We start from the raw sequence: 20,609 nt of genomic DNA on the forward strand, positions 1-20,609 counted from the left end.
AATATTTCAAGAGACCTTTGAAACTGTACTATGATCAGGGCATTCGTCCAATAATTGAGTAATTGTCTTCTTTTGTTTCGGGTCGATAAATTCCGGGGCGATTTCGGAAAGAGGTATTAATGTAAACCTACGTTCGTGGAGGCGGGGATGTGGCAAAGTGAGGGTGGAATTGTCAAGAATGAGGTTGGCGTAGTAGAGCATATCAATGTCAATCAGCCGGGCGCCCCAGCGTATTTTGCGAATTCGGCCCAGTTCCTGCTCTATCTGCAACAATATGTTCAGAAGATCTTCCGGTTTTGATGCTGATTCTATTTCGATAACCTGATTCAAAAACGCAGGCTGGTCGGTTAATCCCCAGGGTTCGGTTTCGTAGATCGAAGATTCTGCTAAAATAGTACCTGCTTTTTCAGCGACCATTTCCCGGGCGTGCTGCAAAATCGCGGTGCGATCGCCGAGGTTAGAGCCTAAAAGGAGATAGATATTTCCGCGATCGTTCATGCAGGCGAGTTAATGTATTGAGCAGGACACGAAAAAAAGGACTTCCTGATGAAAGGAAGCCCTTTAAAATAAATTCGTAATATCCTTAGAACGTAAGTGTTCCTTTATCGTATGCTTTCTGTATAGTTGCTTCGATACCGTTTTTATTGATGGTACGAAGAGCTGATGTAGCTACTTTCAACGTAACCCACTCTCCTGTCGAAGGAAGGAAGAAACGTTTCTTTTGCAAATTCGGGAAGAATTTACGCTTTGTTTTATTGTTAGCGTGAGAAACGTTATTTCCAACGCGAGTTCTTTTACCTGAAATTTGACAAACCTTAGCCATAACCTTACCTTTTTTTCCAAATGAGGGTGCAAAGATGTGTAAATATTTTTTTTTGAACAACTCCTGGCCCAAAATATTTTACAAAAAACACATTACCAGCGCATTCTGAATCCTACTCCGTGAATATTGTCAATGCGGATCTCGGGGTCTCCGGCGAGGTATTTACGCAACCTTGAAATAAAAACATCCAGGCTCCTGCCCATAAAATAATCATCGTCCCCCCAGATTGCTTTCAACAATTCGTCGCGGCGGATTACCGCGTCAGGGCGCTCCGAAAGATACTTCAAAACCTCCGCTTCCCGGAAAGTAAGGTTCTGGCTTGTACCGTTCAGATTTAAGGTAAGTTTCTGAAAATCAAATGTATATTTACCCACATTGCTAGTATTGTTCTTCACCGGAGCAGGCTGCTCGGATTTGCTTCTTCTCAGAAATACATCGATCCGCAGTTTCAGTTCTTCAATGCTGAAAGGCTTGGTCACATAATCATCGGCGCCAATTTTCAGCCCTTTGATCTTGTCTTCCTGCAAAGATCTTGCAGAGAGGAAAAGGATAGGAACCTGACTATCGGAGCTGCGGATCTTTTCGGCCAATGTAAATCCGTCCATTTTAGGAAGCATAATATCCAGCACACAAATATCGAAATGCTCCTTTTCGAAAAAATCCAGCGCCTCTTTTCCGTCTGCGGCGTGAATTACCTCAAAGTCATATTGTTCCAGATTGTCTTTGGTAGCGAACGCCAGATTAGGATCGTCCTCTACATATAGTATTCTTTTTTTCATGCGTGTTGTTTCTGGGGAATATTGATCCTGAAAGTACTTCCTTTTCCTAATGTACTTTCCAGTTCGAGTTTCCAGCGGTGAGCCCGGACGATCTGTTTCACATAACTTAATCCGATCCCGAATCCTTTGACATTATGCACATCGCCGTAAGGAATGCGGAAGAACTGGTTAAATATCTTCTTTTGGTATTCAGGCGCAATTCCGATCCCGTGGTCGCGCACTGCGATTACGAGACATTTTCCTTTGTTGTAAATATCAATTTCAACTTCGGGCGCATCATCGGAATACTTTAATGCATTGTCTACCAGATTATTAATTACACACCTCAAATGAAATGGATCTGCTTCGATGATCTGGTTTTCGGCCTGGTCTTTAAATTTCACCTTATTTTCAAACGGAAGCAGCACAGACTTTATCATTTCGCCCACATTGATCTGCTCCTTTTGTAAAGTAAGTACATTCCGCTCAGCTTTGGCCATCGAAAGCACCATTTCGACCTGACCCTGCAACCTTAATATCTCATCCTGCACGATCTGAACATAACGCTTGTGGCGTGCCGGCTGGGTTACAATATTGTCAGAATTCAAAACATCTGCTGCAATTCTTATCGTAGAAATCGGCGTTTGCAGCTCGTGGGTCATGTTATTGACAAAATCACGCTGTACCTCCGAAAGCTGCTTTTGTCTCAAAATAACAAAAAGCGCATAAGCGAAAAGCGACACGGCGACAAGTACCAGCACCGACGACCAAATTGCGCGGTTGATACTACCTGCAAAATAGGTTTCCTGTTCTGGAAAGCGCACGCCGAAGTAATAGGGGTATTTATCTGTTTTGATCCAGTTGGAAGTCGGCGTTGGGATTTTTGCATTGTTTTTCGTGCTCAGCGACATTCCGTAGCGCATTCTGTTGGTCGTACAATCGTAAATTCCGACGTCGAAATCGGCAATCAGTTTGTATTTCTGAAAGCTTTCCTTGATAAAAACTTCCAGCAGCTCAGGCTGCGTAGTGGAGTTGGTATTGACCAGAAAATACTCGGGGGAAAGCTGCTCGACGGGGTTACTGGTTTGCATTACGCCATTTACCTGCGCCAGTTTTGCTGCTACATCCTGTAAAGCAACGTGGGCATTCTGGTTAAACTGCCGGTGCCGGAGGTCGAGCGCCTGTTTCACCCAGAAAATCTGCGTGATCACCACGCCTATAATCAGCAGTGCAGAAAAAACAGTAAGCGCTTGAATTGTTCGTCTCGACATTACAATAGTATAATAGTCAAATTTAAGACCATTTACACGAATACAACGGGAATGCAGCTTGCCTGCGCACCAAACTGGCGCGCTTTAACATTCATTAACGCTTCGTTCCCGATTGATTTATGAATAATACTGTACCAGTCCGCCCAGCGGCGTTTTTAGAATGCGGCCGGCTTGTAAACCTTTTGAGGCGAGTACGGATTTGAGAATATCCTGGTAGTAAAATGCGATCGATCCGGTGAAATGGACAGGATATTGATCTGCGTTTTTGTGTTTGAGAATGTATTTTTGGGTAAAAAGCGAAAATGCTTCTTCGAGCACATCCCGGATGTAGCTATGATCAGTATGCTCTGAAATAAATCCGGAAAACGTAGCAAAAAAGCGGTTTGGATAGGGTTTCTTATAAGCGTGGTCCAATATGTAGAGCCGATCTATTTCGGGATATTTTTTGGCAAATTTTTCGTGCAGATCAGCCGGAAGTTCATTTTGTAAATAACTCACGACGAGCGTCTTACCGAGATAAGACCCACTTCCTTCGTCGCCCAGCCAGAATCCCAGCGAACCGATCTGGCGGACTATATTTTCGCCATCGTAAAATGCATTATTAGCCCCGGTTCCGAGAATGCACGCCAGTCCGGCACTATGCCCGCACAGGCCGCGTGCGGCACCCAGCATATCGGAAGCGACCTGAATTTCCGTAGCGGAGGGAATGCAATTTTGTAAAGCATCATAAACCGGCCGGCTCGATTTCTCGTCCGCACAGCCGGCTCCGTAAAAGAATATCTTATCAATAACAACCTGAATTTGAGGGAGTACCTGCTTTTCAATTACAGGAATAATCTCTTCCGCCGACTGATAAAATGGATTAATACCTGCCGACTGGAATGTGGCTAGTCGCGAGCCGCTTTTTGTGACAACCCAATCGGTCTTCGTGGAGCCGCTGTCGGCTATTAAAAATGTAGATTCCATTTGACCGGGTTTAGAGTTTTTGTAATCTGCCGATCACCTGAAAGCGCTTGAAAACCTGATCTGTGTGCGTCGCGTCGCCTAGTTCTTTTGTCAGATCCTGACCAGCCCAATGCTCGTAATGGTGCCCGTTTCGCCATAATCTCGACGAAGTGACGTCGTAAATGATCCCTTTGTAGGCACACCAGATCTCCTCTTTATCCTGACCATTCCGGAGCGCCAGCTGCGCACGCGTATATTCTTTCATGAAGGTAAATTTTGCCTGCAATTTAATGATATCAACCGGCGGCTATAAAATTAAAATGATCTTGATCGAATATTTTGATATTCAGACTAAAAAGTGGGAACTTGGCGTTGTGTTAAGAAATTTTTGAAAAAAGATCTATGAAAAAAAGTTACTCTCTGATATGGTGTATTGCTCTGGTTTTCACATTGATAACCGCGGGATGTAAAGAAAAAGTAAAGCCCGTTTCTGAGCGAATTGCCAAGGCGTGGACAGCGGAATCTGTAAAACACGGAACTGTGGCGGCTTATTCAAGAGGCGGATCCAGCAACCAGTTTCCGGGATACTCGGCATTCAGGCTGGTACTTACCAATGCAGCAGGCGCAATGACCGTTTCATTTACAGACTTTGAAGGAAGCACTTTCAACGGAACCTGGGCATTAGAAGGAGATAGCAAGTTGATATTGAGTGGATTGACTCCGCAGCCGACCGGAACAGGCGGTACCATTGAATTTACGATCAATTCAATCGACGATGCCAAACTGGTATTGACCCGGTTGAAAGGCAGCTCAAAAACGGGCGGCTCGATCAACGAATACACTTTGACAAATCCATAGGAATACATATACTTAATATTTTGAATTGTGAAGCCATTTCCGACCGGAAGTGGCTTCGCTTTTTTTGTCTAATTTTGCAGCATGGAAAGCAGAACAGAAATCAGCAGCCTGGGTGAATTCGGGCTGATACAGAGAATAAATAAAGGAGTGACAAATACGCAGCCGGATACTGTTACGGGTATCGGCGACGATGCGGCGGTAATGGATATTGGTGAAGAATATGGGCTGTTAACCACCGATCTGCTGCTGGAAGGCGTGCATTTCGACCTTACCTTTTTTCCACTTAAACATCTGGGATACAAATCAATAGCAGCCAGCGTTTCGGACATTGCTGCAATGAACGGATATCCCCGGCAGGTTACTGTAAATATTGCGATCAGCAACCGGTTTTCGGTTGAGGCGATCGATGAATTTTATGCGGGCGTGAGAACGGCCTGCAAGGATTTCAGCGTGGATCTGGTGGGCGGCGATACTTCTTCTTCGAGATCCGGATTATTGATCTCGGTAAGTGTATTTGGGAAAGTTAAAAAAGACAAGGTTGTTTACAGAAATACAGCAAAGCCAAACGATTTGCTGTGCGTAACGGGAGATCTGGGCGGGGCTTATCTTGGTTTGCAGCTACTGGAAAGGGAAAAACAGGTTTTTCTGACTAACCCGGATATGCAGCCGGAGCTGGAAGGTAAGGATTATGTGATACAACGTCAGTTGCGCCCCGAGGCAAGAATGGACGTGATTTATGAACTCGAAGAAGCGGGTGTAACGCCAACTTCCATGATCGACGTTTCCGACGGGCTGGCTTCCGATCTGCTGCATATTTGTGCCCAATCGGGCGTTGGAGCGGTGGTTTTTGAAGAAAGATTGCCTATTGATGAGCAAACTTATCTGGCAGCTACGGAACTCAATCTGAGCCCGATAACCGCTGCATTGAATGGAGGAGAAGATTATGAGCTGTTATTTACAGTTTCTCAGGCAGACTACGAAAAGATCAAAAACAACCCCAAAATCACATTTGTAGGTTATATAGCAGATAAAAGTGAAGGAGTTTCTCTGCATACCAAAGGTGACAGCCGCGTGCCGATGACCGCGCAGGGCTGGACCTGATATTTAAATAGAAAAATAATGAAAAGGCACGATCGCGCAGGTCGTGCCTTTTTTATTTACTGCAAAAGCAAAAGAGCAGCCACGCAACCATCGGAGGTTTTTCGCCGTAATCGCGACAACCAATTCATCTCTAACAATAAAAATGAATCCGATGAAAATCTTTTCCATTACCCGCAGTCTGCTAGCGCTGGGGCTATTACTGGCAGTGACGATTTCCTGCTCTGACGATGATAATAATCAACAGCCGGTTCCTAATGATGTGATGCTAAAAGATGCCGGCTCGCTGGGGAAGGTTTTGACAGATAAGGAAGGGAGAACGCTTTACTTTTTTACAAAAGATGCAGGCACAACTTCGGTTTGCACAGGTCAATGCGTAACGCGCTGGCCGGTATTTTCAATAGCGAATCCGTCTTCTATCAAGCTGGACGCAGGTCTGAAAGCTTCTGATTTCGCCAATATCACGCGGACCGACGGTGTCACTCAAACCACTTACAAAGGCTGGCCGCTGTATTATTTTCAGGATGATGCGGCTGCGGGTGATGTGAAAGGCGAGGGCGTGGGGAATTTGTGGTATGTGGCTAAAACGAAGTACACGGTAATGCTTTCCAATGCGCAACTGGTTGGAAACGACGGTAAATCCTACAAGGCAGACTACACAGAAGGTACCGCAGAAACGCAATTTATCGTCGATAGCCTCGGCAGAACATTGTATGCATTTGCCCGCGATTCTTCAATGAACAACAATTGGACAACAAACGACGCCACCCACGACGCCACCTGGCCGATTTATGAGGTGAATACGATTGAGGATATTCCTTCGGCTCTGGATAAAACCTTATTCGGTACGATCACCGTTTTTGGTAAAAAACAGCTTACCTACAAAGGCTGGCCGCTTTACTATTTCGGATTGGATGCGATGGCCAAAGGACCAACGAAAGGAATAAGTTTTCCGCGGCCTGGCGTTTGGCCAATCGTCAACAAAGAATCACCTATTGCACCTAAATAAATTGATTTATTACAAAAGTGAGAAAGTGGCTTTCGAAAGGAAGTCACTTTTTTATTTACCCCAACCTGAAACCAGCTTTTCGAAAAGCTCCTGTAAAAATAACGTACGCTTTCCAGCCAGTCCGTCGCTTATAAGCTCGTCGCCGATCTGCACGACGGGCATTACCCATTTGGTGGTGCTGGTGGTGAAAACCTCGTCGGCTGTTATTACTTCCTGATAAAAGACCGGTCTTACTTCCACTTCAAAATGTGCCTCTGCGAGTTCCAGTACTACTTTTCGCGTGATACCGTTTAATATATTCCGATTGGAAGTGATCAGTTTTCCATCCCTGAAAATGAATATGTTACTTCTCGTCAGCTCGCTTACTTCTCCGTCTTTATAAAATAAAAGATCGGCCGCCCGCTGTCTTTTCATTTCATCCGCCATCAAAACCATGTGCACGTAATTGGTCGTTTTGATCTCAGGCAGGTCGCGCACATATTGATAAGGAAGTACCTTAATACCTTTCAAACGGCCGGCTGGGTTATCCTGCGGCAGTGCCTCCGTTTTTATCAGGAAGTTGGGCTGGACCACATTTACGCTATCCGGTGCATAACCTCCCGTGAGTACAAAGCGGAATGCAACTTCCTGTTCGCCGGACAATGCGTGCAGATCGGCGAGTACCTTTTCGGTTTCGTTTTGTGAGATCGGAACTTGCAGTTTGAGCAGCCGCGCAGAGTTTTCAAATCGCTGCCAGTAATCGTCCCAGCGGAAAGGAACACCGTTATAGGTCCTGAAATAGTCAAACAAACCGTATCCGCGCAGTAAACCCAGGTCGTTTGTCGCGAATGCAGGCTGGTCTATCGGTATAATATCGCCGTTGAAGTACTGATAAAATGGCATATTGATCTGAAATCTGGTGGATTTTCAAAGTTATCATATTGTGGGAGAATAGCTCCAAAACAATGCAAAATCGAATTAATACATGAAATGTTATCCGCAAGACAAGGAAATTCCGCTACTTTGCATAAGTCGCCTCAACCGGCTGATAAGTTAAAATCTAAATATTGCGTCCTGATCTGATCAGGCGATTTCTGCACTTCGAATGGTTAACCCCGAGCAATTACTGCAAACGCTTCAAGCCGAATTTGAGAAACATTCCTACGGCGAAAATCCGGCTGAACTTTACGAGCCGATCAGTTATATAATGTCCCTTCACGGGAAACGTTTCCGCCCTTTGCTGACATTATTGTCGGCGTCGATCTATTCGGAAAATATCAGTGCGGCCTTGAAACCGGCTATGGCGGTGGAGGTTTTTCACAATTTTACATTGATGCACGACGACATTATGGACCGTGCGCCGCTGCGAAGAGGAAAACCGACCGTGCACGAAAAATGGAATGCAAATACGGCGATATTGTCGGGGGATGTGATGCTGATCCGCGCCTATGATCTTCTTTTGGATATTCCGAAAGAAAAGCTCAGGCTCGTACTGGAGCGGTTTAATCAAACTGCCGCGGAAGTGTGTGAAGGTCAGCAACTCGATATGAATTTCGAAACGCGCTGGAATGTGACGGAGGGAGAATATTTGGAGATGATCCGCCTGAAAACGTCGGTTCTGCTTGGTTTTGCATTGGAATTGGGTGGAATAATAGGCGGCGCGGATGAAGAATCCGTCAAGCTGCTTTATGCTGCCGGAGAAAATATGGGGATCGGTTTTCAACTAAAAGACGACCTACTGGACGTTTACGGTGACCCTTCGAAATTCGGAAAGCAGGTAGGCGGAGATATTATTGCGAACAAGAAAACGTTCCTATTGATCGAGGCGCTTTCGAAGGCCGACGAGGCGACCAAAAGTGAACTTGAAAAGTGGATTTCAGAGCCGGTTTTTGATGCCGAGGAAAAGATCAATGCGGTGAAAGCGATCTATGAGTCACTGAGTATCCGGAGCCTGACTGAACAAAAGATCAGTGATTATTTCGGAAAGGGGCTGGAAAACCTTCGAAATCTCAATATTGAAAATTCCCGGAAAGAGCCGCTGCTGCAATTTGCACAGCAACTGGTTGAGCGGGAAAAATAATGTTATTATTTAATTTTTGATTTTATGTCACTTACCCTTCTGCTTGTCATTATTACATCTGGTATCAGTTATTATGCCTTCAACAATTACAGTTTGATGGATAAGCTGATCATGAACCCATACAAAGTCACGAGGCGCAATGAATATTACCGGTTCGTAACATCCGGCTTTATACACGCTGACTTTGGGCATTTGATTTTCAATATGCTTAGTTTGTGGTTTGTAGGGGAAGGAATTGAGCGGCTTTTCGGAATGCTGTTCGGGCCCAGCGGGTCGCTGTATTTCCTGTTTCTTTATATAGTTGGGATTATCGTTTCTGATATTCCAACCTTTATGAAGCACCGCAACAATTCAAATTACAACTCCCTGGGCGCTTCCGGAGGTGTTTCCGCTGTTTTGTTTGCGGCAATTCTCTTCGCTCCGACCATGACAATTTCCCTGTATTTCTTCATCAAAATGAAGGCTTTCATTTTCGGAATCTTATTCCTGGGATATTCGCTTTATGAAGCAAAAAAGGGCACGAGTTATGTCAATCACAGCGCGCACATGTACGGAGCGATCTTCGGAATGATGTTTATGGCGATTGTTTATCCAGCGGCGGTGCCGGGATTTTTTCAGCAAATTGGCGATTGGCTCGGCACATTAACGCCGTAAATTATTTCAATTCAGCCAGTACCGTCACGCTGCCTACGGTTTTGTCTTGCAGGTTAACTTTGATCTCCGCATCGAGCGGAACGAAGATATCGACGCGGGAGCCGAACTTGATAAAACCCATTTCGGTGCTCTGCTCTACCTGGTCGCCTTCTTTTACGTACCAGCGAATGCGGCGCGCGGCAGCTCCTGCAATTTGTCTGAACAGAATATCGATCCCTTCTAATGTCCTGATTACTACCGTGGTACGTTCATTATCCGTGCTGGATTTTGGATGCCACGCTACCAGATAAAGTCCGGCGTGGTATTTGAAATACTGCACAACGCCACTTACCGGGTTCCAGTTGATGTGCACATTCAGCGGCGACATGAATATGCTGATCTGTCTTCTTGGCCCATTAAAGTATTCCGTTTCAACGACTTCTTCAATCACAACCACTTTTCCGTCACAAGGCGCTACGATTTGTCGGTCGCTTTTGTGCACTACGCGGGTCGGGACGCGGAAAAACTGGACAACCAGCAGAAGCACAAAGATGCTGCCGATAATTGCCAACATCGGGATCCAGTAACCGTCCGGAAGGAGGTAATTAATCCCTAAGTTGATCAGTACCAGAACGATAATTGTGATTAAGATAATGGTATATCCTTCCTTGTGAAGCTTCATGTTGATGGAATATTGTGTTAATGCGCTACAATAACTGCAAATATCGTATAAATCTTGATTTTACGGCAGCAAAAAGCCCTGCCTTTCTGTTCTGAGAAGGCAGGGCTTGTATTATTTTTCAGAAAAACGACTATTCAATTACTACGCATTCGCCGTTTTTCACTTCTTGTTCTACTTTTTTAAACTTCACATCGCGCAGGATCCGACCGTCGCGATATTGAACTGATACCTTCTGGTTGCGGTCTGCAATACGCTCAATGCGAACAGGCTGTGCTTTCGTAGAAGACTCTGTACGAGCATATCTGCTATCTTCAATATCCAGATCAATATCTTCTTCCTTGTTGGTATGCAGCTCTGGTGCTGGTGCAGGTCGGCGTACCGTTTGCTGCACAGCAGTAGCCGGAACAGCCTCTTCCTGAGGAATATCCGCCTTCATCAGGAAGGATATCATATCAAAGTTTACCTTGCTCAGGAAGCGTTTGAAAAGTTCTACCGATTCGAATTTATAGATCAATAAAGGATCTTTTTGTTCAAATACCGCATTCTGAACCGACTGTTTCAAATCGTCCATTTCACGCAAATGCTCTTTCCATTCCTGGTCGATCAGCGAAAGCACGATCGCTTTCTCCATTTCGTGGGTAATCTCCCTGCCTTCATTATCGATGGCTTTTTTCAATCCTACTACCACACCAGTCTGGCGAAGTCCGTCACTGAACGGGATCATGATCTCCGTAACAGTAGCGCCTCTTTCCGCGTGGATCGAACGAAGTATCGGCAATGCTTTTTGCGAGATCGCATTGTTCTTTTCCTGGTATTGCCTTTCAGCAGCTTCATAAAGACGCTGCGACCGATCTCCCGGTTTGAACGAATTGTATTCTGATTCACTGAATGGAAGTTCCATACCCAGCGTAGTAATGGCCGCCAATTCGAGCTCTGCGTAAGTTCCGGCAGTATTTGTCAGTTCATCACACACATCGAAAAGGGTATTGGCAATATCCACAGCCAAACGATCTCCAAACAGTGCATTCCGGCGGCGGGTGTAAATCGCGTCACGCTGGTAGTTCATGACATCGTCATATTCCAGTAAACGCTTACGCATTCCAAAGTTGTTTTCTTCCACTTTTTTCTGCGCACGTTCGATCGATTTTGTGATCATGCCGCTCTGGATCACCTCGCCTTCTTCCAGCCCCATTCTGTCCATTACCTTCGCCATCCGGTCAGAACCGAACAAACGCATCAGGTTATCTTCCAGAGAAACAAAGAATTGAGAAGAACCCGGGTCACCCTGACGACCGGAACGACCACGCAACTGTCTGTCGACGCGGCGACTTTCGTGTCTTTCCGTACCAATAATGGCCAAACCGCCCGCTTTTTTCGCTTCCGGGGTTAATTTAATATCCGTACCCCGACCCGCCATGTTGGTAGCAATAGTCACGGTTCCTGGCTTACCAGCTTCGGCAACTACTTCTGCTTCACGCTGGTGCTGTTTTGCATTCAGTACCTGGTGGGCGATCTTACGCAGGGTAAGCATGCGGCTGATGATCTCGGAGTTTTCAACCGAAGTCGTACCCACCAGAACCGGCCGGCCTGCTTCAACCAGCTCCACGATCTCGTCGGTAACCGCATTGTATTTTTCACGCACCGAACGGTATACTTTATCTTCCTGATCTTTACGAACAGCAGTTACATTGGTCGGGATAGAAACAACGTCCAACTTGTAGATTTCCCAGAATTCACCTGCTTCTGTTTCCGCAGTACCCGTCATACCAGCCAATTTGTGGTACATCCGGAAGTAATTTTGGAGAGTAACCGTCGCGTAAGTCTGGGTAGCGTCTTCAACTCTTACACTTTCTTTCGCTTCAATAGCCTGGTGCAAACCGTCAGAATAGCGGCGACCTTCCATGATACGGCCGGTCTGCTCATCTACGATCTTAACCTTTCCGTCCATGATCACATATTCCACATCTTTTTCAAAGAGTGTAAATGCTTTCAGTAACTGGTTCACGGTGTGAATGCGGGCAGTTTTGACAGAGTAATCACGGATTAGGGATTCCTTCTTGATGATCCGTTCCTGCTCGCTCAGTGAATTATCTTTTTCGATCGCATCGAGATCAACTGCGATATCGGGGAGAATAAAGAAATTAGTTTCTTCCGATTCGCCTGTTAGAAAGTCAATTCCTTTTTCGGTCAGCTCAATGCTGTTGTGGCGCTCATCGATCGTAAAATACAATGGCGCATCGGCTACCGGCATCAGCTTCTGGTTCTCAGCGAGGTGGATCGATTCCGATTCCTGCATGATTGCCTTGATACCCGATTCACTGAGGTATTTGATCAAAGGCTTGTATTTCGGCATACCGCGGTGTGCACGGAACAATGCCAGGCCACCCTCTTTTTTATCTCCCGCCGCAATTTTTTTCTTGGCATCATTTAAAAAGTCCATTGCAAGCTTTTTCTGAGCTTCAACAATGCGTGAAACGCGGGGTTTCAATTCTATATATTCCTGCTCATCGCCGCGTGGTACTGGCCCGCTGATGATCAATGGCGTACGTGCATCATCGATCAAAACGGAGTCAACCTCATCGACCATAGCGAAGTGGTGCTTGCGCTGAACAAGCTCTTCCGTAGTCCGTGACATATTGTCACGCAGGTAGTCAAAACCAAATTCGTTGTTTGTTCCGTAAGTAAGGTCCGCTTTGTAAGCATTCCTTCTCGCGTTGGTATTAGGCTGGTGGCGGTCGATACAGTCGACACTTAAACCATGGAATTCAAAAAGAGGCGCATTCCACTCGGCATCACGTTTTGCGAGGTAATCATTGACGGTTACAATATGCACTCCCTGACCTGCCAATGCATTCAAAAACGCGGGTAACGTCGCAACAAGCGTTTTACCTTCACCTGTCGCCATTTCGGAGATCTTACCCTGGTGAAGCACAACCCCACCGATCAGCTGCACATCATAATGCAGCATATTCCATTTAATAGGCTGGCCGATTACGTCCCAGGTTGTATTCCAATATGCCTTATCGCCTTCGATCCGGATATGTGACTTACGTGCAGCAACTTCGCGGTCGAAGAAATTGGCAGTCACTTCCAGCTGTTCGTTTTCTTTAAAACGGCGGGCTGTGTCTTTTACGATCGCAAATGCTTTTGGAAGAATTTCAAGAAGTACTCTTTCCAATTCCTTGTTCCTGTCCAGTTCAAGGGCGTCGATTCTTTTGAAGATTACTTCTTTACTATCCACATTCGGCTCGTCGGCGGCCTCTTGTCTCAACGACGCGATCTGGTCGTCAATGGATTTAAGCTGATCTGATATATGCTGTTTCAGGTTTTCGGACTGGGCCCTGAGTTCGTCATTTGTTAAAGAAGCTAACAGAGCATATTCGGCATTCACTTTACCCACATACGGGGTCAGTTCTTTCAAATCCCGTTCTGATTTGGTGCCAAATAGCTTAGAGAATATTTTAAACATGGTTTATATATTTTATATCGTTCATTCTCAAACAAAAAATTAAGCCTGTCGCAAATAGATGCCAGATTGTCAGCACACAAGCTTATTCCAATTCCAAAGGTAATTCATTGCCAATTCTGTTGCGCAACATCTTTGATTTTCCTGATACAGATCTAATGCAGTTACAATTCATCCACATACCACACAATACAACCCATGTTCCCAGCAAAAAGCCGCTTATAAAGAAAATTAACAACTACTATGTAATGCATAGTAGCTTTGAATCATCAAAATGAAATAAACACAAACAGCCATGAACCATAACAGATTATATCGCAATACAGCTAACAAAATGATTGGTGGAGTTGCTTCCGGCCTGGCAGATTACTTTCAGATCGATGTAACGATCGTCCGGGTATTATTCGTGCTGGCAGTTTTTATCCCTGTCACTTTCCCCATCGTCTTCCTTTATATCATCCTCTGGATCGTAATGCCGGATATTGCAAAAAGACCAAAATCAATCATTGAGGAGAACTTTCACTCCTAGATTTTAACAATCCATCAGTAAAGACTTCGTAGTTGCAAACCGCCGGAAAACAATTTCCGGCGGTTTGTTGTTTTATGTTAAATTTCTATTTTTACCTGATAGTATGTCTGCATACTATCCTATTTTCATCGACTTAAAATAGCTATATGAACGCATATATTGTAGCGGGCTACCGGACCGCGGTTGGAAAAGCTTCGAGAGGCGGCTTCCGGTTTACACGCCCCGATGACCTTGGAGCGACTGTAATCAAACATTTACTCGAACAGCTCCCTCAGCTCGACCCTACCCAGGTTGACGATGTGATCGTGGGCAATGCGGTACCAGAAGCTGAGCAGGGAATGCAAATGGGCCGTTACGTGGCTTTGCTCGCATTGCCGCAAAACGTGTCAGGAATTACGATCAACAGATATTGCGGCTCGGGCGTGGAAGCGATTGCGATGGCCTCTGCGAAAATACACGCCGGAATGGCTGAATGCATTATTGCAGGAGGTACCGAATCAATGTCGATGGTACCGACAATGGGATGGAAAACGGCATTGAACTACGAAATCGCACATACCAATCCGCAATACTACCTGAGTATGGGACTTACAGCAGAGCAGGTTGCGAAAGACTTTAATATAAGCCGTGAAAAGCAGGATGAATTTTCATTTCATTCTCACCAAAAAGCATTGCGGGCCCAGAAAGAAGGCTGGTTCGCAGACGGAATTGTGCCTGTAACTGTGAAAGAAACCTATTTTGACGCGGCTTCTGGTAAGAAGAAAACGAGAGAATTGGTGGTGAGTCAGGATGAAGGTCCGCGCGCGGATACGACGCTGGAAGCTTTGAACAAGCTGAAACCTGTATTTGCAGCCGGCGGCTCGGTCACGGCGGGTAACTCGTCGCAAACTTCCGACGGGGCCGCATTTGTGATGGTCATGTCGGAGAATATGGTCAACAAGCTGAACCTCAAACCAATCGCAAGAATGCTATCCTACGCAACTGCCGGTGTAGATCCACGCATTATGGGCATCGGGCCGGTTGCGGCTATCCCTACTGCGTTGAGACAGGCGGGTTTGAAATTACAGGATATTGAGCAGATCGAATTAAATGAAGCTTTTGCAGCACAGTCCCTGGCCGTGATTCAGGAGCTGGATATCAACCCTGAAATAGTGAACCCGAATGGCGGAGCAATCGCGCTGGGCCACGCGCTGGGATCCACAGGCGCACGTTTATCGGTGCAGTTGTTCAATGAAATGAAGCGGCAAAATCAGAAATATGGTATGGTAACTGCCTGCGTTGGCGGCGGGCAGGGAGTGGCCGGAATCTTTGAAAGGCTCAATTAACCGGCAACTAACTAATTAAATTCTAATCGACGATCTCCGTGGAAGGTTTGCCCTTGTTCCACGGAGATTTTCTATTTTTACGCGTCTAACTTGCACGCTTTTTCATGGATGTATCCATCATCATCATTAATTACCGCACTTCACAACTTATCATTAATTGTTTAAAGTCGATTCATCAGTTCACTTCCGGAGTGACATTTGAGGTAATAATTGTTGACAATGATCCTGAAAATGGCGGCGGCGACCTGATCCGCGCCTCTTATCCCGAAGTACGCTGGATTGACCTTCCTTCCAACCCGGGTTTTGGTATTGCTAATAACGAGGGTATGGCGATCGCAAAAGGGAAGTATTTTCTGTTACTTAATGCAGATACTTTACTGACAGACAATGTGATAGGCCGCTGTTTCGCGCGCATGGAAGCCAAACAGGATATGATCGCCTGCGGCGCTTTACAATATTATGCAGACGGTACGCCAATGCCTTTTTACCAGAGTTTCAACGAGTTTCGCAAGACGTTTTTCATACTTCCGCCGGGCCGCCTGACAGAGAATATACTAAACCGTTTTTATCCGGAACCTGATTATAAAGATCCCGATCAATACGATTGGCTGGTCGGCGCATTCATCTTCCTGCGTCGTGAAGGATTTAAAAAAACAGGCGGTTTCAGCCCTGATTTTTTTATGTATGGAGAAGATGTGGAATGGTCGGGCAGGCTTGGAAAGCTGGGAAAACTGTGCTATTTCAAAGACTGTACATTTATTCATCTTGAAAATAACAACCCTTTCCGGCGCACGAACATATCCTGGATCAACCGGTTCAGTACCCAAATGCAGGTGTCCAATTTCCTATGGATCAGGAAGCAATATGGTATTTTTCAATACCTTTTGCTGATCGCGCATTATATATGTATGGTGCCCGTCATTTTTGGGTGGAAAATCGCATTGAATATCAAAAGTGGCAGAAATCCATTTGCTGAGCTCAGGACGCAGCGGATCTATGTCAGAAAAACAAAGGTGATTTTAAAATATTTCTGGCAAACGTTACTCTTAAAAAATGGGTCTTATAAGATAAAACCACAGGAGAACATCGACCTTTTAACCGCCTCTGCATGAATAGTACTAAGAAAAAAATACTGTTTTTCACGCCCTATGCGACAAGGACAGGATCGGAAATGATGCTGTTGTATATTCTTAAAAAGATCGACCGTTCCCGTTTCGACGTAGGTATAGTAAGTTTTGCCAATGGAGAATTATTAAAAGATTTTCCCGAGGACATTCCAAGATTTATTGCGCCGCGTCACTTCAATATATTGCAAAAAGTATCCTATCATCTTGGTATTAACCCTATTCACAAGTATTTACGAAAACTTGCGAAGGATTTCAATGCGGATTTCTGGTACGTAAATACCACTATGATACCGGAATCCATTGTGATAGCGAAGGAGTTTTCGATTAAAGTGGTGACCCATTTTCACGAAATGCCTCTCACGTACGCTTATCTGAGTGGCCCTGATTTCAAGGGTATCGTCGATTACTCGCATTTGCTGATCGGCTGCTCGCAGGCTACCTGTGACGCACTTAGTAATGCAGGCGGCAAAAATATTGGCTTACTCCATTCATTTATCGACCATAAACTGGTCAAGCAAGATAACGAGCGCAGCAGCCAGTTGAGAAAGGATCTCGGCATACCTGAAAAAGCATTCGTTTGGGTATTGTCAGGAATGACTTCCGAGCGAAAAGGTTTCGATATGCTCCCGGATATTGCGGCTGAGGTCAATGACCCCAACGTTCACCTGATCTGGGTGGGCGCTAAGATCGATGACGGGCTCGTTTACTATACTGAACAAAGGTGCATTCACTCCAAATCGGCGACCAAAATTCATTTGGTGGGAAAGCAGAAAGAAGATTATTATAACTACCTTAACGTGGGTAACGGTTTTCTGCTCACTTCCCGGCAAGACCCATTTCCACTGGTAATGATTGAAGCTGCGCTGTTGGGAAAACCTATCGTTTCGTTTCCTTCGGGAGGCGTTTCTGAGTTTATCCAGGATGGAATGGGCCTGGTGACCAAGGATTTGAGTGTGAGGCAGATGGTAGCGGGAATGCGGTCAGTAATGGAAGGAAAAGTGACGGTTAATAGTGCAAAAAGCATTGAGCGCGCAGGTCAATTCAATGTGGAAAACGGATACAACGAGTGGATCAAATTAATTGACAAAAAGTTTTAGCATGTTCAATTCTACGAACGCATTTCATCATCTCAATAAGCTATTTTTTCTGGTATTCGGCCTGTTTCTTGCGCACCAACCGCTATCAGCCCAAATTGATAAAAAAACAGCGGAAGCCGATCCGCAGAGGTACTTGGCACTGATGCTACTGAACCTGACCGACGCTGATAACCGCGGTCCCGAGCCAGAACTGATCACAGCCGCCAGTCAGTATGGCCTCAATGCAGTTTATATTACAATTCCCTGGGACAAAGTATATTACAGCTCTCCTACTGAAACCCCGAAGTGGGCCAAGTACGATGAACAGATCAAAATAGCCACTGATCTTGGCATGAAAGTGGCGCTCCGCATTCACCTAGGGAGACACAGCACACGTATCAAAGGTTTTTGGGAACCTTCCGACAGCCAGTTTAGCCACTCCGACCAGCCGCTGCTAGGGGGATATCAGGATACTTTCTTCGGGTTTGATAATCAAGCTATTGTAAATAAAGGAATTGCGTTTGTGAAGGAAACGGTGACCCGCTACAAACATTTACAGACTACCAACAAACTGCTTTACGTTTCCGTCACCAATACTCCCACTCAGGAAGGCGAATATCCCGGCGGCCTGATCACCGGCGGCAAGGAAAGCACGGCGGTTTATGATTATTCGAAAATGATGGTAGCTGGCTTTCGAACCTGGCTGAAAGACCACTACAAAAAAATCGAGCGCCTCAATTTTCTCTGGGGTATGAATTACAAGACTTTTAATGACCCTTATCCGCCATTTACAGCCTGGGACCCGGAAGAATCTTTCAGGCAGCGGGCTGGAAAGGACTGGTATATCTACCGGCACGAGGCGATGAAAAAGTATTTCGAACAAATGATCGGGGCTGTAAAATCCGTTGATCCGGGCGTTAAGTTCGTTTCCGATTATGGTTCAGTATTTGATGCGGCTTCCGTCATGCGCGGGACGCTGGGTTTCAAGGATCTGAATGAAAAATCAGATGGGATTAAGATTAACGACAGCCCGAATTACGATCACAGGTGGTCGGTGGATATTGTAAAAAGTAATATGCCGGCTGATTTTATCACGGCTAATGAACTGTTTGTCAGCTCATATCTCGACAATAACACGCATTTAAAACAGATCACAGAGAATTTCGCCCACGGTGCAAATGTGGTCGCGGTCGTAATCTCTACAAAAGACCAAATGACGCGATCGGAGGGATTTCTCCGTCCTGCTGCATCGAACTGGCTCGGCCAACCTTTGCAGCCTATCACTTACAGCGAATCTGTCAGCTACCGGCTTTCTGCCGCGGTTGAAAAAAAGGGAGCGATCAATGTGATTTTCTCTGAATGGTCGAAACGCGCTTATGCCAATCCGGCCAGCCCGAAACCTGTGCAGGTGAAGCTGGAAGAAGACCTGCTTACGCCGGAATACTGGAACGATGCGTCAAACTATGCGCCTTACGTTTTCCGTCCGGTGCCGATGCAGATCATCGCAGTCAACAAGGATTTTACTTATAAACTGCCTATTGATACCTTTTCGGATGTGGACGGTACGATTGTAAAAGTAGAAGTAGGCGGCCTGCCTTCGTGGTTAAGATTTGAAAACGGAACACTGATCGGTCGGCCAACTGCGCTTGGCGACTACCGGATTACAGTTAAGGGAACCGACGATGAGGGAGGTTCTACGGATGCTTTTTTCACGATCCGGGTTGATACCAGGGAGAATGCGAACAAGCCGCCGACTGTTGATGCTAATTTTTCCAATCAGATGGTCGCGATCGGGAAGCCTTTCAGCTTTGCAATTCCTGCGGGTACATTTGAGGACAGTGACGGGGAAATTACCAGGATCGAAGCTGCTGAATTGCCTGGCTGGCTGAAATTTACGAACGGAACTTTGAGTGGTACTCCTGACAAACTGGGTGAGTACCGGATCATTTTTAAAGCGTACGACGATCTGAATGCATTTGTAGAAACCTATTTTACGATCCGAGTTGTAGAGCCACAGTTCCTGAATGCACCGCCTTTTGCATCTACTACATTGCCTGTGAAATATGCGCAGGTAAATATGCCTTTTAATTATATTTTACCTACCAATATCTTTGGAGACCCGGACGGTTATATTTCATCTATATCTGTCCAAAACCGGCCTTCCTGGCTCAATTTTGCGTTAAATGTGTTTTCAGGAACCCCCACTGAAGAAGGAGAATACAGGCTGATAATCCGGGCTTACGATAACGGCGGAGCATATGTGGAAATCCCGCTGATACTGAAAGTACAAACTCCCGAACTACGGTTTGAGCTCGTGCAAGGCGGCAGTAAAGTGGACCAGCGCGTGATCCGCAAACTCGCCGGCGACGATGTGGTAGCTTACGATTCACTTCCGCCGCTTCTGAACATTTACGCCTACGGAAATTTTGAATATGACCAGGTGACCTTCGAACTGGACGGGCCTTACAAACGGACTTCCACTACAAGCGTATTTCCGTATGCATTGTATGAAAATGCGCGCGGATTTGCGCCTTACGTGGGTAGGTACACCCTCACGGTCACTGCCGCAGAAGAGGATTCTGCGATCGTTACCAACTCAATTCAATTCAGTATTTCTTACGGGGATTCCGTGAATATCACCAAGAATATGGAGGAATGGGCGTTTTATCCCAACCCGACAGAGAATATCATTAACATTAAACTCCCAGAAAATCAGACCGGCGACGAAATGTTGTATGAGGTTGTAATGGTCTCAGGTAAGCGGATCGCGCTTCCGCCGGGGCTGGTTACTGTTGCGGATAATCTGGCTTACATCGATCTCTCGGATCTGGGGTTATCATCAGGCATTTACTTTATTCGGGTCAATAGCGCGGGCGGTGAGCTGCTCAAACAGTTCAAGATCTTCAAAAAGTAACTATCAGCTGAAAAGCAGCGATTTTCCCGTATTATT

19 protein-coding genes are annotated in these 20,609 nt (G+C 45.7%); 10 read left to right on the plus strand and 9 right to left on the minus strand.

Going from position 1 to position 20,609, the window contains the following annotated elements; all coding sequences use genetic code 11:
• Window positions 1-6 precede the first annotated feature (6 nt).
• From folK to KOD92_RS23855, 6 genes are all read right to left on the minus strand, one after another.
• Entirely contained in the window at window positions 7-498 is a 492-nt protein-coding gene (gene folK, locus KOD92_RS23830) for a 2-amino-4-hydroxy-6-hydroxymethyldihydropteridine diphosphokinase (RefSeq protein WP_215236125.1), read from the minus strand.
• An 85-nt stretch (window positions 499-583) separates the two neighbouring features.
• Window positions 584-823 carry a 50S ribosomal protein L28 gene (gene rpmB / locus KOD92_RS23835; protein ID WP_215236126.1) on the minus strand — a complete coding sequence of 80 codons (240 nt, stop codon included), beginning with the start codon at window positions 821-823 and terminating at the stop codon, window positions 584-586.
• A gap of 92 nt (window positions 824-915) precedes the next feature.
• Complete coding sequence (locus KOD92_RS23840; protein ID WP_215236127.1) at window positions 916-1,602, minus strand: response regulator transcription factor; 687 nt, start codon at window positions 1,600-1,602, stop codon at window positions 916-918.
• Window positions 1,599-2,852 carry a sensor histidine kinase gene (locus KOD92_RS23845; RefSeq protein ID WP_215236128.1) on the minus strand — a complete coding sequence of 418 codons (1,254 nt, stop codon included), beginning with the start codon at window positions 2,850-2,852 and terminating at the stop codon, window positions 1,599-1,601. Before KOD92_RS23845 ends, KOD92_RS23840 begins: the two co-directional genes overlap by 4 nt.
• A gap of 117 nt (window positions 2,853-2,969) precedes the next feature.
• The gene (locus tag KOD92_RS23850; protein WP_215236129.1) at window positions 2,970-3,818 is read right to left on the minus strand and encodes an N-acetylglucosamine kinase; all 849 of its coding nucleotides are present in this window, start codon (window positions 3,816-3,818) and stop codon (window positions 2,970-2,972) included.
• A 10-nt stretch (window positions 3,819-3,828) separates the two neighbouring features.
• On the minus strand, window positions 3,829-4,062 hold the full coding sequence (locus KOD92_RS23855; protein WP_215236130.1) for a cytochrome b5 domain-containing protein: 234 nt from the start codon (window positions 4,060-4,062) through the stop codon (window positions 3,829-3,831).
• Between the two features lie 137 nt (window positions 4,063-4,199).
• On the opposite strand from KOD92_RS23855, the gene KOD92_RS23860 reads away from it, so the two are divergent.
• The 3 genes from KOD92_RS23860 (at window position 4,200) to KOD92_RS23870 (ending at window position 6,762) form a co-directional block, all read left to right on the plus strand.
• Entirely contained in the window at window positions 4,200-4,655 is a 456-nt protein-coding gene (locus KOD92_RS23860; protein WP_215236131.1) for a hypothetical protein, read from the plus strand.
• Between the two features lie 81 nt (window positions 4,656-4,736).
• Window positions 4,737-5,756: a thiamine-phosphate kinase gene (gene thiL / locus KOD92_RS23865; protein ID WP_215236132.1), complete on the plus strand. Its 1,020-nt coding sequence runs from the start codon at window positions 4,737-4,739 to the stop codon at window positions 5,754-5,756.
• 151 nt (window positions 5,757-5,907) lie between these two features.
• The gene (locus KOD92_RS23870; protein WP_215236133.1) at window positions 5,908-6,762 is read left to right on the plus strand and encodes a hypothetical protein; all 855 of its coding nucleotides are present in this window, start codon (window positions 5,908-5,910) and stop codon (window positions 6,760-6,762) included.
• A gap of 51 nt (window positions 6,763-6,813) precedes the next feature.
• On the opposite strand, the gene KOD92_RS23875 is transcribed toward KOD92_RS23870, so the two are convergent.
• Window positions 6,814-7,644, minus strand: coding sequence for an aminotransferase class IV (locus KOD92_RS23875; RefSeq protein ID WP_215236134.1), 831 nt, complete (start codon window positions 7,642-7,644; stop codon window positions 6,814-6,816).
• A gap of 202 nt (window positions 7,645-7,846) precedes the next feature.
• Between KOD92_RS23875 and KOD92_RS23880 the strand changes: the two genes are divergently transcribed.
• Together KOD92_RS23880 and KOD92_RS23885 are read left to right on the plus strand one after the other, a co-directional pair.
• Window positions 7,847-8,821 carry a polyprenyl synthetase family protein gene (locus tag KOD92_RS23880; protein ID WP_215236135.1) on the plus strand — a complete coding sequence of 325 codons (975 nt, stop codon included), beginning with the start codon at window positions 7,847-7,849 and terminating at the stop codon, window positions 8,819-8,821.
• Window positions 8,822-8,845: 24 nt separating this feature from the next.
• Window positions 8,846-9,475, plus strand: coding sequence for a rhomboid family intramembrane serine protease (locus tag KOD92_RS23885; protein ID WP_215236136.1), 630 nt, complete (start codon window positions 8,846-8,848; stop codon window positions 9,473-9,475).
• A 1-nt stretch (window position 9,476) separates the two neighbouring features.
• Here the strand turns inward: KOD92_RS23885 and KOD92_RS23890 are convergent, their stop codons facing one another.
• Both KOD92_RS23890 and secA read right to left on the minus strand, forming a co-directional pair.
• Complete coding sequence (locus KOD92_RS23890) at window positions 9,477-10,136, minus strand: phosphatidylserine decarboxylase family protein (RefSeq protein ID WP_215236137.1); 660 nt, start codon at window positions 10,134-10,136, stop codon at window positions 9,477-9,479.
• Between the two features lie 130 nt (window positions 10,137-10,266).
• Entirely contained in the window at window positions 10,267-13,605 is a 3,339-nt protein-coding gene (gene secA / locus KOD92_RS23895; protein WP_215236138.1) for a preprotein translocase subunit SecA, read from the minus strand.
• A gap of 292 nt (window positions 13,606-13,897) precedes the next feature.
• On the opposite strand from secA, the gene KOD92_RS23900 reads away from it, so the two are divergent.
• From KOD92_RS23900 to KOD92_RS23920, 5 genes are all read left to right on the plus strand, one after another.
• Window positions 13,898-14,131: a PspC domain-containing protein gene (locus KOD92_RS23900; RefSeq protein ID WP_215236139.1), complete on the plus strand. Its 234-nt coding sequence runs from the start codon at window positions 13,898-13,900 to the stop codon at window positions 14,129-14,131.
• A gap of 146 nt (window positions 14,132-14,277) precedes the next feature.
• The gene (locus KOD92_RS23905) at window positions 14,278-15,456 is read left to right on the plus strand and encodes an acetyl-CoA C-acyltransferase (protein ID WP_215236140.1); all 1,179 of its coding nucleotides are present in this window, start codon (window positions 14,278-14,280) and stop codon (window positions 15,454-15,456) included.
• A 104-nt stretch (window positions 15,457-15,560) separates the two neighbouring features.
• The gene (locus KOD92_RS23910; protein ID WP_215236141.1) at window positions 15,561-16,568 is read left to right on the plus strand and encodes a glycosyltransferase family 2 protein; all 1,008 of its coding nucleotides are present in this window, start codon (window positions 15,561-15,563) and stop codon (window positions 16,566-16,568) included.
• Entirely contained in the window at window positions 16,565-17,680 is a 1,116-nt protein-coding gene (locus KOD92_RS23915; protein WP_215236142.1) for a glycosyltransferase, read from the plus strand. The genes KOD92_RS23910 and KOD92_RS23915 overlap by 4 nt, the downstream gene beginning before the upstream one ends.
• Before the next feature lies 1 nt (window position 17,681).
• Window positions 17,682-20,573, plus strand: a complete 2,892-nt coding sequence (locus tag KOD92_RS23920; protein WP_215236143.1) for a putative Ig domain-containing protein — start codon at window positions 17,682-17,684, stop codon at window positions 20,571-20,573.
• Window positions 20,574-20,609 lie beyond the last annotated feature (36 nt).

Origin of the sequence: Dyadobacter linearis, from assembly GCF_907165045.1 — a bacterium.
In the GTDB taxonomy this organism is placed as follows: Bacteria; Bacteroidota; Bacteroidia; order Cytophagales; family Spirosomataceae; genus Dyadobacter; species Dyadobacter linearis.

Excerpts from the sequence above, each read along its gene's own strand:
- folK (WP_215236125.1), bottom strand. The coding sequence starts at position 498 with ATGAACGATCGCGGAAATATCTATCTCCTTTTAGGCTCTAACCTCGGC.
- rpmB (WP_215236126.1), bottom strand. The coding sequence starts at position 823 with ATGGCTAAGGTTTGTCAAATTTCAGGTAAAAGAACTCGCGTTGGAAAT.
- KOD92_RS23840 (WP_215236127.1), bottom strand. The coding sequence starts at position 1,602 with ATGAAAAAAAGAATACTATATGTAGAGGACGATCCTAATCTGGCGTTC.
- KOD92_RS23845 (WP_215236128.1), bottom strand. The coding sequence starts at position 2,852 with ATGTCGAGACGAACAATTCAAGCGCTTACTGTTTTTTCTGCACTGCTG.
- KOD92_RS23850 (WP_215236129.1), bottom strand. The coding sequence starts at position 3,818 with ATGGAATCTACATTTTTAATAGCCGACAGCGGCTCCACGAAGACCGAT.
- KOD92_RS23855 (WP_215236130.1), bottom strand. The coding sequence starts at position 4,062 with ATGAAAGAATATACGCGTGCGCAGCTGGCGCTCCGGAATGGTCAGGAT.
- KOD92_RS23860 (WP_215236131.1), top strand. The coding sequence starts at position 4,200 with ATGAAAAAAAGTTACTCTCTGATATGGTGTATTGCTCTGGTTTTCACA.
- thiL (WP_215236132.1), top strand. The coding sequence starts at position 4,737 with ATGGAAAGCAGAACAGAAATCAGCAGCCTGGGTGAATTCGGGCTGATA.
- KOD92_RS23870 (WP_215236133.1), top strand. The coding sequence starts at position 5,908 with ATGAAAATCTTTTCCATTACCCGCAGTCTGCTAGCGCTGGGGCTATTA.
- KOD92_RS23875 (WP_215236134.1), bottom strand. The coding sequence starts at position 7,644 with ATGCCATTTTATCAGTACTTCAACGGCGATATTATACCGATAGACCAG.
- KOD92_RS23880 (WP_215236135.1), top strand. The coding sequence starts at position 7,847 with ATGGTTAACCCCGAGCAATTACTGCAAACGCTTCAAGCCGAATTTGAG.
- KOD92_RS23885 (WP_215236136.1), top strand. The coding sequence starts at position 8,846 with ATGTCACTTACCCTTCTGCTTGTCATTATTACATCTGGTATCAGTTAT.
- KOD92_RS23890 (WP_215236137.1), bottom strand. The coding sequence starts at position 10,136 with ATGAAGCTTCACAAGGAAGGATATACCATTATCTTAATCACAATTATC.
- secA (WP_215236138.1), bottom strand. The coding sequence starts at position 13,605 with ATGTTTAAAATATTCTCTAAGCTATTTGGCACCAAATCAGAACGGGAT.
- KOD92_RS23900 (WP_215236139.1), top strand. The coding sequence starts at position 13,898 with ATGAACCATAACAGATTATATCGCAATACAGCTAACAAAATGATTGGT.
- KOD92_RS23905 (WP_215236140.1), top strand. The coding sequence starts at position 14,278 with ATGAACGCATATATTGTAGCGGGCTACCGGACCGCGGTTGGAAAAGCT.
- KOD92_RS23910 (WP_215236141.1), top strand. The coding sequence starts at position 15,561 with ATGGATGTATCCATCATCATCATTAATTACCGCACTTCACAACTTATC.
- KOD92_RS23915 (WP_215236142.1), top strand. The coding sequence starts at position 16,565 with ATGAATAGTACTAAGAAAAAAATACTGTTTTTCACGCCCTATGCGACA.
- KOD92_RS23920 (WP_215236143.1), top strand. The coding sequence starts at position 17,682 with ATGTTCAATTCTACGAACGCATTTCATCATCTCAATAAGCTATTTTTT.